General features: G+C 71.8%; 12 protein-coding genes. 5 read left to right on the top strand and 7 right to left on the bottom strand.

Going from position 1 to position 14,175, the window contains the following annotated elements:
* Positions 1 to 14: 14 nt before the first annotated feature.
* A complete protein-coding gene (locus tag EF879_RS22840) occupies positions 15 to 905 on the bottom strand; it encodes a methyltransferase domain-containing protein (protein ID WP_123561933.1) in 891 nt (296 codons plus the stop codon).
* 46 nt (positions 906 to 951) lie between these two features.
* Between EF879_RS22840 and EF879_RS22835 the strand changes: the two genes are divergently transcribed.
* The 4 genes from EF879_RS22835 to disA all read left to right on the top strand — a co-directional run bounded on the left by EF879_RS22835 (position 952) and on the right by disA (position 5,619).
* Positions 952 to 1,791, top strand: coding sequence for a UbiA family prenyltransferase (locus EF879_RS22835; RefSeq protein ID WP_123561931.1), 840 nt, complete (start codon positions 952 to 954; stop codon positions 1,789 to 1,791).
* Positions 1,792 to 1,946: 155 nt separating this feature from the next.
* Positions 1,947 to 2,675 carry a hypothetical protein gene (locus EF879_RS22830; RefSeq protein WP_148086523.1) on the top strand — a complete coding sequence of 243 codons (729 nt, stop codon included), beginning with the start codon at positions 1,947 to 1,949 and terminating at the stop codon, positions 2,673 to 2,675.
* Between the two features lie 80 nt (positions 2,676 to 2,755).
* A complete protein-coding gene (gene radA / locus EF879_RS22825) occupies positions 2,756 to 4,198 on the top strand; it encodes a DNA repair protein RadA (RefSeq protein ID WP_123561927.1) in 1,443 nt (480 codons plus the stop codon).
* 236 nt (positions 4,199 to 4,434) lie between these two features.
* Positions 4,435 to 5,619, top strand: a complete 1,185-nt coding sequence (gene disA, locus EF879_RS22820; RefSeq protein WP_123561925.1) for a DNA integrity scanning diadenylate cyclase DisA — start codon at positions 4,435 to 4,437, stop codon at positions 5,617 to 5,619.
* Positions 5,620 to 5,770: 151 nt separating this feature from the next.
* Here the strand turns inward: disA and EF879_RS22815 are convergent, their stop codons facing one another.
* The 3 genes from EF879_RS22815 to EF879_RS22805 all read right to left on the bottom strand — a co-directional run bounded on the left by EF879_RS22815 (position 5,771) and on the right by EF879_RS22805 (position 7,789).
* Positions 5,771 to 6,505, bottom strand: a complete 735-nt coding sequence (locus tag EF879_RS22815) for a hypothetical protein (RefSeq protein ID WP_123561923.1) — start codon at positions 6,503 to 6,505, stop codon at positions 5,771 to 5,773.
* Positions 6,506 to 6,698: 193 nt separating this feature from the next.
* Entirely contained in the window at positions 6,699 to 7,259 is a 561-nt protein-coding gene (locus EF879_RS22810) for a peptide deformylase (RefSeq protein ID WP_123562058.1), read from the bottom strand.
* Positions 7,260 to 7,276: 17 nt separating this feature from the next.
* A complete protein-coding gene (locus tag EF879_RS22805) occupies positions 7,277 to 7,789 on the bottom strand; it encodes a glycine cleavage system protein R (protein WP_123561920.1) in 513 nt (170 codons plus the stop codon).
* Positions 7,790 to 7,963: 174 nt separating this feature from the next.
* Here EF879_RS22805 and EF879_RS22800 point away from each other — a divergent pair, with 174 nt between their 5' ends.
* Positions 7,964 to 8,866, top strand: a complete 903-nt coding sequence (locus EF879_RS22800; RefSeq protein WP_370375552.1) for an A/G-specific adenine glycosylase — start codon at positions 7,964 to 7,966, stop codon at positions 8,864 to 8,866.
* A 100-nt stretch (positions 8,867 to 8,966) separates the two neighbouring features.
* Here EF879_RS22800 and EF879_RS22795 read toward each other — a convergent pair whose 3' ends face one another.
* The 3 genes from EF879_RS22795 to lysS form a co-directional block, all read right to left on the bottom strand.
* Complete coding sequence (locus tag EF879_RS22795) at positions 8,967 to 11,498, bottom strand: ATP-dependent Clp protease ATP-binding subunit (RefSeq protein ID WP_123561916.1); 2,532 nt, start codon at positions 11,496 to 11,498, stop codon at positions 8,967 to 8,969.
* A 512-nt stretch (positions 11,499 to 12,010) separates the two neighbouring features.
* Positions 12,011 to 12,361: an Lsr2 family protein gene (locus tag EF879_RS22790; RefSeq protein WP_123561914.1), complete on the bottom strand. Its 351-nt coding sequence runs from the start codon at positions 12,359 to 12,361 to the stop codon at positions 12,011 to 12,013.
* A 179-nt stretch (positions 12,362 to 12,540) separates the two neighbouring features.
* Positions 12,541 to 13,995 carry a lysine--tRNA ligase gene (gene lysS, locus EF879_RS22785; RefSeq protein ID WP_370375551.1) on the bottom strand — a complete coding sequence of 485 codons (1,455 nt, stop codon included), beginning with the start codon at positions 13,993 to 13,995 and terminating at the stop codon, positions 12,541 to 12,543.
* Between the last annotated feature and the right edge of the window lie 180 nt (positions 13,996 to 14,175).

Raw genomic sequence — 14,175 nt, 5'->3', positions numbered from 1 at the left:
CCGCTGCCGCCGAACTACCGCTCCTTGGTTCCCCACCCCTGGTAGAGCACCGCCGCCGACCAGGTCGGCACGATCCGTGGCGCGTCCCCGACCACGTCGGCACGCGCCACGGACGCCCCCGACTCCGTCCGGACCGGCGGGCCGCCCGCCGCCGCCCGGGTCCCGGCACCCGCCCGCGCCGCGCGACGCACCGCCCGACGGACCAGCCAGCGGACCAGCCCCCAGGCCTCCGGCCGGACGCCCCGGACCCGCAGGCTGATGCCGTGCCGGCCACACTCCCGGACCAACGCCCGGGCGTCGACGAAGAGACGCGGGTCGTGGATACCTCGGGGCACCCCCGGCAGGTGCTCGGCCAACCGGACCGCCACCAGGCGGCTCAGCGCGGTCGCGTTCAGCGTGTCGAGCACCAGCAGACCGCCGGGGCGGAGTATCCGGGCCGCCTCGGCCACCACCCGGGACCAGTCGGGTACGTGTTCCAGAACCTCGCCGGCGGCGACCACGTCGGCGCAGCCGTCCGCCAGCGGCACGGCGCCGACATCGGCGTTGACCGGCCGGACCCCGTGCGCGGCGGCCTGGACGAGGGCGGACCGGACAAGATCGACCCCGACGTGCCGGTAGCCCCGGCCGGCCACCCGCGGGGCGAGCAGGCCGGCGCCGCAGCCGAGGTCGACCAGGACCGCACCGGGCCGCCGGGCCGGCGGGACCAGCGCCGCCCGCGCCTCGGCCAGCCAGTGCAACATCGCGAACGCGCCATCCGGGTCCCACCACTGGTCGGCCAGGTCGTCGTACTGCCGGGGGTCGTTACGCGGCAGCACCCGGCCGGGTCGCGGGTGGACTCCGGCAGCCGCGGCCCGGGCGGTCGGCGACCCGGGCTCCGGCACCGCCCCGGCCTGGTCGTCGCGCATGTCATCGAGCCTGGCACGACCGGGTGGTAACCACCAGACTTCCCATATGTCGCAGGTGGTGTTAGGGCTGGTCCGGGCAAGCCACCCGGAGCCGGCGGCGGCGGTGACCACCGTCGCCGCCCTGCTCGCCTGGGGTGTCGGACACCCGCCCGCCGGGATCGCCGCGGTCGCTCTCACCGTGCTCGCCAGCCAGCTCGCCATCGGCTGGGTCAACGACCGTCTCGACGCCGACCGCGACGCCGCGGTCGGCCGCCGGGACAAGCCGGTCGCCAACGGCCGGCTTCGACGCCGTACGGTCACGGTCGCCGGGGTACTGGCCGCCGTCGTCACGCCGCTACCGGCGTTCGCCCTCCATCCGGCCGCCGCACTCTGGGCGACGGTCGCGCTGGTCTCCGCGCTGCTCTACAACTGGCCGCTGAAGTCGACCCCGGCCTCTGTGCTGCCGTACGCGGTCTCGTTCGGGGCGTTGCCGGCGTTCGTCGTCCTCGCGCTACCCGGCTCCCCGACCCCGCCCGCCTGGCTGGTCGCGGCGGGCGCACTGCTCGGGGCCGGAGCGCACTTCGCGAACGTTCTGCCGGACCTGGCCGACGACACCCGGACCGGGGTCCGGGGCCTGCCGCACCGGCTCGGGCCGAGCGGCTCCCGGGCGGCGGCGGTCGGACTGCTCCTCGCCGCGACCGCGACGCTGGCCCTCGGGCCGCCCGGCCCGCCGTCCTGGGCCGGGCTCGCGGCGATCGCGGTCGCCGCCGTGGTCCCGCCCGCCGTCTGGTACGCCGGCCGAGCCGCCAGCCTCCGGGGCGAGCGCCCGGTCGCGATCTTCCGAGCCGTGATGCTGGTGGCCCTCCTCGACGTCGTCCTGCTCGTGGCGAGCGGCCGGCTCGTGTGACCGGTGCCGTGGCGGACCGGGATACCGGGTCCGCGTACGGCAGCCGATCACCGCCCACTACCCTGGAGCCTGTCCGGGCAGGTGTCGAACGCGTGCCGAGGACGCGTCGCCGCCGGCGACCGCGACACGCGACCAGAGCGCAACGAGGAGGAGCAGTGACGGGGTCGATCAGGAGGGCTTGGCGCGCCACGGCGGTGCTGGCCGGTACGGCGGCCGTCACCACCCTGCTGCTCTCCGGATGCGGCGCCGGCCATTACGCCGAGACCAGCCTGCGGATCCCCACCAGCGTGGGGGTCAACGCGGATTCGGCGGACGGCTCCTTCAAGATCCGGAATCTCTCGATCGACTACCTGGACACCACCGGCTACCCGGCAGGCGGCAACGCCCCGCTGAGCGTCGCCCTCTACAACGACTCCGACCGGGCGGTGACGGTCCGGGTCAGCAGCAGCGCCGCCCGCATCGTCGTGCTGACCAACGCCGCCGCGGCCAGCCCCTCGCCGACCACGGCCGGCCCGACGCCGACCCCCACCGGGGTGGAGAGCCCGAGCCTGGGCGGCTCGCCGTCGGCCACCCCGCCCGAGGCCGCCGGCAGCCCGTCCTCGGGCGGCTCGCCGTCGGCGGCGCCGTCCCCGACCGCGGCGCCCGAGGTGCCGGCGGAGATCCAGATCCCGGCGCGAGGCTTCGTCGTCCTGAGCAGGGCGACCGGCACCTGGCTTCAGCTCAACGGTCTCGCCGCCGCACTGCCTCCGGGCGAGTCGGTGCCGATGACCTTCGACTTCGGTGGCACCCGGGTCGACACCCCGGCCCCGGTCGCGGTGCCGCTGTCGCCGGCCCCGGTCGCGACCCCGGTGGTCGAGGAGGAGGGCGGCGCCGCCCACGAGTGACCCGGGCCCGATCCGTGGCGCCCTGTCCCGGCCCCCGGGGCAGGGCGCGTTCCGTCGTACGGGTTCGTTAGCGTGCTGGGGTGACCAGCCGAGCGACCTCCCGTGCCGCCGTCGGGCGCGGCCGGACCACCGCCCGCGACCCGCGGCCCAGCTACGAGTGCGACGCCTGCGGCCACCAGCCGCCGAAATGGGTGGGACGCTGCCCGGAGTGCGGTGAGTGGGGCTCCGTCGTCGAGTCCACCCTGACCGGTCCGACCGTCTCTGGCCGGGTGGTGAGTTCCCGCACCCCGGCCGAGCCGGCCCGCCCGATCGCCACGATCAGCGCCGCTCCGGCCCGGGCCCGGCCGACCGGCGTTCCCGAGCTGGACCGGGTGCTTGGCGGGGGCCTGGTCCCCGGCGCGGTGGTGCTGCTCGCCGGGGAGCCGGGGGTCGGCAAGTCCACCCTGCTCCTCGACGTCGCCCAGCAGTGGGCCGCCAATGCCGGCTCCCCGTCGCTCGTGGTCAGCGGCGAGGAGTCGGTGAGCCAGGTCCGGCTCCGGGCCGAGCGGATGGGAACCCTGCACGAGCGGCTCTACCTGGCCGCCGAGAACGATCTTGGTGCCGTCCTCGGCCACCTGGACGCGGTCAAGCCGGGCCTGCTGGTGCTCGACTCCGTGCAGACGGTCTCCATCGCCGGCGCCGAGGGGGTGCCCGGCGGGGTCACCCAGGTTCGGGCGGTCACCGCGGCGCTGGTCTCGGTCGCCAAGGAACGGGGCATCGCGACGGTGCTGGTGGGACACGTCACCAAGGACGGCCAGGTCGCCGGTCCGCGGGTGCTGGAGCACCTGGTCGACGTGGTACTTCACTTCGAGGGCGACAAGCACTCGTCGTTGCGGATGGTCCGGGGCGTGAAGAACCGGTTCGGCACCGCTGACGAGGTCGGCTGCTTCGAGATGCACGAGGGCGGGATCACCAGCCTCGCGGACCCGTCCGGGCTCTTCCTGACCCGGTCCGCCGACCCGGTCCCCGGGACGTGCGTCACGGTGGCGATGGAGGGGCGGCGGGCGCTGGTCACCGAGGTGCAGGCGCTGATCGGCGCCACCGTCGCCGGCTCGCCCCGACGGACCGTCTCCGGGCTCGACAGCGCCCGGTTGGCGATGGTCCTCGCCGTGCTGCAGCGGCGGACCGAGCGCCTGACCCTGCACGACCGGGAGGTCTTCGCGGCCACCGTCGGCGGGATCCGGGTGGTCGAGCCGGCCGCCGACCTGGCGATGGCGCTCGCGGTGGCCTCCGGCGGGCTGAATCTGGCCATCGCCCCCGACCTGGTGGCGATCGGCGAGGTGGGGCTCACCGGCGAGGTACGCCGGGTGTCCGCGGTGCCCCGGCGTCTCGCGGAGGCGGCCCGGCTCGGCTTCCGGTACGCGCTGGTCCCGGCCGGTTGCGGCCCCGAAAGCAGCGGGGTGACGCCGGAAAACATGCGAGTGATGGAAGTCACCGACGTACGATCGGCGCTGCAGTGCGTGGCCCGGGTATCTGCTGAGTAGCCGTACAGTCACTTCAGGTGCACGACTGCCCGTCGTACCATGCACACGCCGCACACGGTCCCGGCCCCAGCGGGGCACAAGCCCCGGCAAGACCCGCGATCAAGTACAGACTGGACACATCCCGCCGAGCTCACACGAGCCGCCGAGGGCGTACCGCAACGGGAGGATGCCGGCACAGTGGCACGTCACAGTAACCGCGACAGCACCCAACGCAGGGCGGTCCGTAGAATGTCCGAGTGCCGATCGACCGCGACGCGAACCGAACCGCTAGCGCGGCTTCGCCTGCCCGCAGCAGCACTGTCGGCTCCGCGGCGCGTACCGTCAGCGCCGGCGTGAGCATGAGCGGCGGAGGACCGACCGGAGATCCGTTGCGGGCCAACCTCGCGCTGATGGCGCCGGGTACGGCGCTCCGCGACGGGCTCGAACGGATCCTACGGGGCCGGACCGGCGCCCTGATCGTGCTCGGCTACGACAAGACCGTCGAGAGCATCTGCACCGGTGGGTTCCCCCTCGACGTCGAGTTCTCCGCGACCCGGATCCGCGAACTGTGCAAGATGGACGGCGCGGTGGTGCTCTCCAGCGACGGCACCCGGATCGTCCGTGCCGCCGTGCACCTGATGCCTGACCCGTCGATCCCCACCGAGGAGTCCGGCACCCGGCACCGGACGGCCGAGCGGGTCGCCCGGCAGACCGGCTTCCCGGTGATCTCGGTCAGCCAGTCCATGCGGATCATCAGTCTCTACGTCAACGGCCAGCGCCACGTGCTGGACGACTCGGCCGCGATCCTCTCCCGCGCCAACCAGGCGCTGGCCACGCTCGAGCGTTACAAGCTCCGGTTGGACGAGGTGTCCGGCACGCTCTCCGCCCTGGAGATCGAGGACCTGGTCACGGTCCGGGACGCCGTGGCCGTGGTGCAGCGGTTGGAGATGGTCCGCCGGATAGCCGACGAGATCGCCGGGTACGTGGTGGAGCTCGGCACCGACGGCCGGCTCCTCGCGCTCCAGCTCGACGAGCTGATGGCCGGGGTGGACGCCGACCGCACGCTGGTGATCCGGGACTACCTGCCGAGTGGCCGGAAGGCCCGTACCCTCGACGAGGCCCTGGTCGAACTGGACCTCCTCTCCGCGACCGAGCTGATCGACCTGGTCGCCGTCGCCAAGGCGATCGGCTACCCGGGCGCCTCCGACGCGCTCGACGCCGCGGTGAGCCCGCGGGGGTTCCGGCTGCTCGCCAAGGTCCCTCGCCTCCCCGGCCTGGTCATCGACCGGCTGGTCGACCACTTCGGCAGCCTCCAGCGGCTGCTCGGCGCCACCGTCGAGGATCTTCAGGCCGTGGAGGGCGTCGGCGACACCCGGGCCCGGAGCGTCCGTGAGGGCCTCTCCCGACTCGCCGAGGCGTCCATCCTGGAGCGGTACGTCTGACCCCTCCGGGCGTCGGCCCGGCGCCCACCGCGTCGGCCGCCGGGCCGGTTTCCGGACCTCCGGGACCAACACGCGGCCGCCGGACGTCCTCGACGGTCCGGGATCGAGTCCCGGCGGTTAGCGTCAGCGTCGGGCCGAGATCAGTGGATGCTCAGTTGGTGATGGTGATCCGCACCGGGTCGCTGTGTTTGTTGCCGAGCCGGCCGAAGAGCTGGTAGGTGCCGGGGTCCGGGAAGGGACCGGCGGCCACGCCGTTGGTGCACCGGGAACTCTTCCGGCCGTTCCAGGAGACCGTGTACTCCTCCTCGTGGTTCGGCGGGAAGGGCTTGACGTTGTTGTTTCGGATCGTGCTGCAGGAGTCCGAGGACCAGACCTTGTTGGCCCCGGACTTGATGTACAGCTCCTGGAGGTCGGCGCCGACGTCCCGGTTGCACGTCCGGTCCGACACGTTCCTGATCCGCAGCCGTAGCACGATCGGCTCGCCCCGCTGCGCCGAGGTCTGCGAGGGCACCGGAATCACCGACATCTCCTCGTCGGTGCACTCGTTCTCGACCGGTGGCGGCGGCTCCGGCAGTTGCTGCCCACCGCCGGTCGACCCGCCGACAGGTGCGACCGGGGGCGCCGCCTCGTCACCGGCCGCGGGGTCGGACGGTTCCGGCGTCGGTGCGCCTGACTCGGGTACGCCCGTGGCCGGCGCGCCCGACTCCGGGGTCAGCAGGGTCGAACCCGGGGTCGGATCACCCGCGCCTCGGCCGGTCTCGTCCGTCTCGCCCGGACCCGTGCAGGAATAGATCAACACGACCACGAACAGCAGCACGACACCGAGCACGACGGCACGCCGCCGCCAGTACACGGCGGGCGGTAGGGGGCCAACCGTCAGACGCATAATGTCCTCACCGTATCGGTCGCCGCACCGTCGATCCCCGCGACGCGCCGACGAACCACGAGCGCCCTGAAACCGACCGCCAACGAACCACGGAGTGCCCGGAAACTGACCCGCCGACCAAGCACGGCGCCCCTGGCACCGACCGGCCGACGGGCACCGCGGGCCGCCGCCCGGTGACCGGACCCGCCGCTCGTCAGAGATAGACCTTGCGCGGGTAGACGGCGTGTGCCCCGGCCACCCGGTCGAGGAAGAGCAGGCCGGCGCAGTGGTCGATCTCGTGTTGCAGCGCCCGGGCCTCGAAGGCGTCGGTCGTCAACCGCACCTCGGCGCCGGTCCCCGGCAGCGTTCCGCGGACGACGACCCGGCCGGCCCGCTTGACGTCCCCCGTGAGGTCCGGCACCGACATGCACCCCTCCCGGCCCAACCGCCACCGGCTCGCCTCGACGACCTCCGCGTTGCAGAGCACGAAGGTGCCGTGTGAGGTGACGGTCTTCGGATGCCCGGTCACGTCGACCGCGAAGACTCGGGCCCCGACACCGATCTGCGGCGCGGCCAGCCCGACGCAACCGGGCGAGACCCGCATGGTCGCGATCAGGTCGGCGGCGAGGCGTACGACGTCGGGGGCGAGCGGGTCGACGGTCTCGCCGGGACGGCTCAGCACGGTGGCCGGCGCGGTGACCACGGGGCGTACCCGGCCAGGCTCGCCCAGCACCTCCGGTGTCCAGTCGCCCAGACCGGAGACCTCGACCGCCATGTCAGACTCGTCCGCCATCAAAGCAGATCCGACTCGGCTCGGCGCAGGCTGACCTCGACGTCAAGGCTGGCGGCCACCGCACTGAGCCGCTCGGCCAGCCCGTCGGCGGCACCCGGCGGCAGCTCCACCTCGGCCAGCAGCACGTAGAGCTGTCCGGTGAGCCGGGTGCTCAGGTCGGTGATGTTGCCGCCCGCCTCGGCCAGAACCCGGGTCAGGGCGGCGACGATGCCGAGCCGGTCCGCGCCGTGCACGGCCATCAGGTACGGCTCGCCGACCGACGTCCGCACCGCCTCCGCCCCGACCTGCCGTACGGTCGCCACGAGGGGGCCGTCGGCGACGACCGGCGCGAGCGCCGCCTCCGCCTGGTCGGCGGACGGTCCGGCGCAGATCAGGGTCATCGCGAAGTGGCCGCGGAGCCGGGTCATGGTCGAGTCCGTGAGGTTGGCACCGACCCGGGCGAGTGCCTCCGCGACGTCGGCCACGATGCCGGGACGGTCCGGGCCGATGACGGTGATCGCCAGCTCGTTCATCCGGGCAGTCTGCCTGATCCGGGCCAGCCCCCTCGGCCCGACCCGACACCCCGCCCACGCTGCGGGACACCGGCACCCGCCGGACGCCGCCCTGGAACCGGCTCGGCAGCGGGCCGGACCGCACCGGGTGGATGCCGGCATGACAGGATCGACAACGCCATGTCAGAGGACGCCGTGTCAGAGACCGAACTCGCCGCCCTGGCCCTCCGGTGGTACGACGAGAACGCCCGCGACCTGCCGTGGCGGGAGCCCGGTATCGGGGCGTGGCCGATCCTGGTCAGCGAGGTCATGCTGCAACAGACCCCGGTGGTCCGGGTGCTCCCGGCCTGGCGGGCCTGGCTCGACCGCTGGCCGGAGCCGGCCGCGCTGGCCGCCGACGCCCCGGCGGAGGCGATCCGGATGTGGGGCCGGCTCGGCTATCCACGGCGGGCGCTGCGGCTGCACGAGTGCGCGGTGGCGCTGGTGGAGCGGCACGGCGGCGAGGTCCCGGCCGACCTGGAGCAGTTGCTGGCGCTGCCCGGCGTGGGCAGCTACACCGCGCGGGCGGTGGCGGCGTTCGCGTTCGGGCAACGTCACCCGGTGGTGGACACGAACGTCCGCCGGCTGGTGGCCCGGGCGGTCGCGGGTGAGCCCGACGCGGGCCCGGCAACCCGCCCGGCAGACCTGGCGGCGACCGAGGCACTGCTTCCGGCGGAACCCGCCGTCGCGGCCCGGGTCAGCGCCGCCTTCATGGAGCTCGGCGCGCTCGTCTGCACGGCCCGGTCACCGCGTTGCCTCGACTGCCCACTGGTCGACCGCTGTGCCTGGCGCGCCTCGGGCCGGCCGGCGCCGACCGGGCCGACCCGGCGGCCCCAGCGGTACGCCGGCACGGACCGGCAGGTCCGGGGTCGACTGCTGGCGGTGCTGCGCGAGGCCACCGGCCCGGTACCGCGGGAACGGCTGGACCTGGTCTGGGCGGACGACGTGCAGCGGGCCCGGGCACTGGCCGGCCTGGTCGAGGACGGTCTGGTGCAGGTCGTCGCCGCCGATGTCTACGCGCTGGCCGGCGACCGGACCGGCCCCGTCCTGCGGCTGTAGCCGTCCCCGGCCGCGGCGCGGGAACGGTGGTCCCCCCACGGCCCAGACACAGCGAGGCCCGGCGGCACGTGCCGCCGGGCCTCGCCGGTCGTCCTGCCTCCTACTCGTCCGCGCCCGCGGCGGCGGTGTCGCCGAGGTCGGCCGGCACCGCGTCCGGTACCGCGACCGGCTTGTCCGCACCGCGGAACACCAGGCGGGACTTGTCGATGTTGTCCGGGTCGCCCTCGCAGTCCACGACCACGATCTGGCCCGGGGTCAACTCGTTGAACAGGATCCGCTCCGACAGACTGTCCTCGATGTCGCGCTGGATGGTCCGGCGCAGCGGCCGGGCGCCCAGCACGGGGTCGAAGCCCTTCTTCGCCAGGTACTTCTTGGCGTTGTCGGTCAGCTCGAGGCCCATGTCCTTGTTCTTGAGCTGGGTCTCGATCCGCTGGATCATGATGTCCACGATCGACAGGATCTCGGCCTGGCTGAGCTGGTGGAACACGATCGTGTCGTCGATCCGGTTCAGGAACTCCGGCCGGAAGTGCTGCCTCAGCTCGTCGTTGACCTTCTGCTTCATCCGGTCGTAGTTGGACTCGTTGTCCTCCGACGCCTGGAAGCCCATGGACACCGCCTTGGCCACGTCCCTGGTACCCAGGTTGGTGGTCAGGATGATGACCGTGTTCTTGAAGTCGACGATCCGACCCTGGCCGTCCGTGAGCCGCCCGTCCTCCAGGATCTGGAGCAGGGTGTTGAACACGTCCGGGTGGGCCTTCTCGATCTCGTCGAAGAGGACCACGGAGAACGGCCGGCGCCGCACCTTCTCGGTCAGCTGGCCACCCTCGTCGTAGCCGACGTAGCCGGGAGGCGCGCCGACGAGCCGGGACACCGTGTACCGGTCGTGGAACTCCGACATGTCGAGCTGGATCAGCGCGTCCTCGCTGCCGAACAGGAACTCCGCGAGCGCCTTGGAGAGCTCGGTCTTACCGACGCCGGAGGGACCGGCGAAGATGAACGAGCCCGACGGGCGCTTCGGGTCCTTCAGGCCCGCCCGGGTACGCCGGATGGCCTTCGAGACCGCCTTGACCGCGTCCTCCTGGCCGACGACCCGCTTGTGCAGTTCGTCCTCCATCCGGAGCAGCCGGGAGGTCTCCTCCTCGGTCAGCTTGTAGACCGGGATGCCGGTCCAGTTGGCGAGGACCTCGGCGATCTGCTCGTCGTCGACCTCGCTGACGACGTCCAGGTCACCGGCCTTCCACTCCTTCTCCCGCTGCGCCTTCTGGCCGAGGAGCTGCTTCTCCTTGTCCCGCAGCTGGGCGGCGCGCTCGAAGTCCTGCGCGTCGATCGCGGACTCCTTGTCGCGACGCACCTGGGCGATCCGCTCGTCGAAGTCGCGCAGGTCTGGCGGCGCGGTCATCCGGCGGATCCGCATCCGGGCGCCGGCCTCGTCGATCAGGTCGATCGCCTTGTCCGGCAGGAACCGGTCCGAGATGTACCGGTCGGCCAGCGTCGCCGCCGCCACCAGCGCGGCGTCGGTGATGCTCACCCGGTGGTGCGCCTCGTAACGGTCCCGCAGGCCCTTCAGGATCTCGATGGTGTGGGCCAGCGACGGCTCACCCACCTGGATCGGCTGGAACCGCCGCTCCAGGGCGGCGTCCTTCTCCAGGTACTTGCGGTACTCGTCGAGGGTGGTCGCGCCGATGGTCTGCAGCTCGCCGCGGGCCAGCATCGGCTTGAGGATGCTCGCCGCGTCGATCGCACCCTCGGCGGCACCCGCGCCGACCAGGGTGTGGATCTCGTCGATGAACAGGATGATGTCGCCCCGGGTCCGAATCTCCTTGAGCACCTTCTTCAGGCGTTCCTCGAAGTCACCGCGGTACCGCGAGCCGGCGACCAGGGCGCCCAGGTCAAGCGTGTAGAGCTGCTTGTCCTTGAGCGTCTCCGGAACCTCACCCTTGATGATCTTCTGGGAGAGGCCCTCGACGACGGCGGTCTTGCCGACGCCGGGCTCGCCGATCAGGACCGGGTTGTTCTTCGTCCGGCGGGAGAGCACCTGCATCACCCGCTCGATCTCCTTCTCGCGCCCGATGACCGGGTCGAGCTTGCCCTCCCGGGCCGCCTGGGTCAGGTTCCGACCGAACTGGTCGAGCACCAGGCTGGTCGACGGGGCGGACTCGCCCGACGCGGTACCGGCGGCCGCCGGCTCCTTGCCCTGGTAGCCCGAGAGCAGCTGGATCACCTGCTGACGGACCCGGTTGAGGTCCGCGCCGAGCTTCACCAGCACCTGGGCCGCGACGCCCTCGCCCTCCCGGATGAGGCCGAGCAGGATGTGCTCCGTACCGATGTAGTTGTGGCCCAGCTGGAGCGCCTCCCGCAGGGACAGCTCCAGCACCTTCTTGGCCCGCGGGGTGAACGGGATATGCCCGCTCGGCGCCTGCTGACCCTGGCCGATGATCTCCTCCACCTGCTGGCGGACGCCCTCCAGAGAGATACCCAGGCTCTCCAGGGCCTTCGCCGCCACGCCCTCACCCTCGTGGATGAGACCCAGCAGGATGTGCTCCGTACCGATGTAGTTGTGGTTGAGCATCCGGGCTTCTTCCTGAGCCAGGACGACAACCCGCCGCGCTCGGTCGGTGAACCGCTCGAACATGCCCTCGTGCTCCTCACGTGCCGTGCGCACTCGATCTTGGTGGTCAAGCATCGTGGCGGGGCCACCACTCGGACGTCCGGGGCGGACGACCGTGCTCCCTTACTCTATCGCCGCGAGCCGACTCTCCTGAGGTCGTGCGTTGCTGCAATGAGCCACGTACGCGACGTTTTTCCCCAACGCCCACGCTCAGCGATGCTTCCCGAGCCATGGGCTGTACGCGCAGAGCGAAATTCACGCCCTCCGACGGGACGGCGCGGCCCCGCGCCATCCACAGGCTGTGGACAACATCGTCCACCGGTTGTGGACAACGCCGGGGACGCCAGGATGTTCCCGGTGGCTGCCGACGGATCGGCCGGAGCCCGGGTACGTCTCCGCAGCGCAGCACGGCGGCGGAGAGCACGAGGGATTTTTCAGGCATCCAGGGCGGAGATGCCAATACTCCCTAAAAATGTCGAATGCGGGGCGGGTGGGGCGAAAGCCCGCAACCACCCCGCATCCGGCGGTGGCTTCGGCTAGCGACCGGCCTTGGCGTGGTACTCGTCCACGATCTCCTGAGGGATACGCCCACGGTCGGAGATCTCCTTGCCTTCCTTCTTGGCCCAGGCCCGGATCGCCTTGTTCTGCTCCCGGTCGGCGGTAGCACCGCCACGGCCTCGGGCGGCACGACCACCGACGACCACTCCGCCCCGGCCGACCTTGGTCCCGGCAGCGACGTACGGGGCGAATAGCTCCCGCAATTTGCTGGCGTTCTTACTCGACAGGTCGATCTCGTACTGCACGCCGTCGAGCGAGAACTTGACGGTCTCGTCCGCGTCTCCGCCGTCCAGGTCATCGACCAGCTTGTGAATGATCTGCTTGGCCACGCGTCGCTATCCTTTCGAGCAGGTTCTCCGCAAACAAGAGCACAATAGCTCGCGAGATGCTTGCTCCGTCAATAGCAGGGCGAAACCACGCGACGAGCCGTGACCGAACTGCGCCGCCTCACCCTGCCTAACTCGGGGACAAGCCAGGACCGAAGTCGCTCGGTGTACGGGAAGGACTACTACTCCGGGCGGACCATCGGGAACAGGATGGTTTCCCGAATTCCCAGGCCGGTGAGGGTCATCAGCAGCCGATCGATTCCCATTCCCAAGCCCCCGGTCGGTGGCATTCCGTACTCCAACGCGCGCAGGAAGTCCTCGTCGAGCCGCATCGCCTCGTCGTCTCCCCGGGCCCCCTGCTGCGCCTGGGCCACCAGCCGCTGCCGCTGTACCACGGGATCGACGAGCTCCGAGTAGCCCGTAGCCAGCTCGAATCCCAGCACGTAGAGATCCCATTTCTCGGTGAGCCCCGGCTCGGCCCGGTGCTGGCGGACCAGTGGACTGGTCTCCTCCGGGTAGTCCCGGACGAACGTGGGCTCGCGCAGACCCGGCACCACGAGTTCCTCGAAAAGCTCCTCCGCGAGCTTGCCCGGGCCCCACGTGGGGTCGACGGCCAGTCCCACCTTCTCCGCGTAGCGCAGCAGGTCGGCCATGGGCGTCCGGATTGTCACCTCCTCGCCCAGCGCGGCGGAGAGCGACCCGTAGAGGGTCACCGACCGCCACCGGCCGCCCAGGTCGAGCTCGGTGCCGTCCGCGTGCGTCACGACGTGCGACCCGGCCGTCGCGAGCGCGGCCTCCTGCACCAGGTCACGGACCAGCTCGGCCACGGTGTCGTAGTCGCCGTACGCCTGGTACGCCTCCAACATCGCGAACTCCGGCGAGTGCGAGGAGTCGACACCCTCATTGCGGAAGTTCCGGTTGATCTCGAAGACCCGGTCGATGCCGCCAACCACCGCCCGCTTGAGATAAAGCTCCGGCGCGATTCGCAGATACAGATCGGTATCCAGTGCATTGCTGTGCGTCACGAATGGCCGCGCGGTGGCCCCGCCCGGGAGCGTCTGGAGCATCGGGGTTTCCACTTCGATGAAACTCCGGGCATGCAGCGAATCGCGCAGACTGCGCACGGCCGCCGCCCTGGTCCGCACCATCTGGCGGGCCTGCGGCCGGACGATCAGATCCACGTAACGCTGCCGGACCCGCGCCTCCTCGCTCAACGGCTTGTGTGCCACGGGCAGCGGCCGGAGCGCCTTGGAGGTCATCGACCAGGAATCGGCGAGTACGGAAAGCTCGCCCCGACGGCTGGTAATGACCTCGCCCGTCACGCCGACGTGGTCGCCGATGTCCACCAGCCGCTTCCACTCTTCGAGCCGTTCCGGGCCGACCCGGTCCAGCGAGAGCATGGCCTGCAATTCGGTGCCGTCCCCGTCCCGAAGCGTGGCGAAGCAGAGCTTCCCGGTATTCCGGACGAAGATCACCCGACCGGTGACCGCGGCGGTGTCGCCGGTGGCGGTGTCGGTCGGGAGATCCGCGTATCGGGCCCGGATCTCGGCCAGGGTGGCGGTACGCGGATATCCCAGGCGATACGGCTCGACGCCGTCGGCGAGCATGCGCTCCCGCTTCTCCCGGCGCACCCGCATCTGCTCGGGAAGGTCGTCGGCAGGGTCGGCGGGCTGGGGAATCTGCTGGCTCACGGATGCTTCCTCGGGAATTGTCGGCGGAGTTCGGCCCCGAGCGTACTCAAGGGCCGGCCGGACAGGCAGCGGGATAACCGCGATGCCATGGTCGATCACACACCCGCACCCGCTCGTTCGGCCGGG

This window comes from Micromonospora sp. HM5-17 (genome assembly GCF_003762835.1).
Taxonomy (GTDB): domain Bacteria; phylum Actinomycetota; class Actinomycetes; order Mycobacteriales; family Micromonosporaceae; genus Plantactinospora.
Note: the sequence above shows the minus strand (reverse complement) of the source record. Positions and strands in the feature narration are given on the sequence as shown.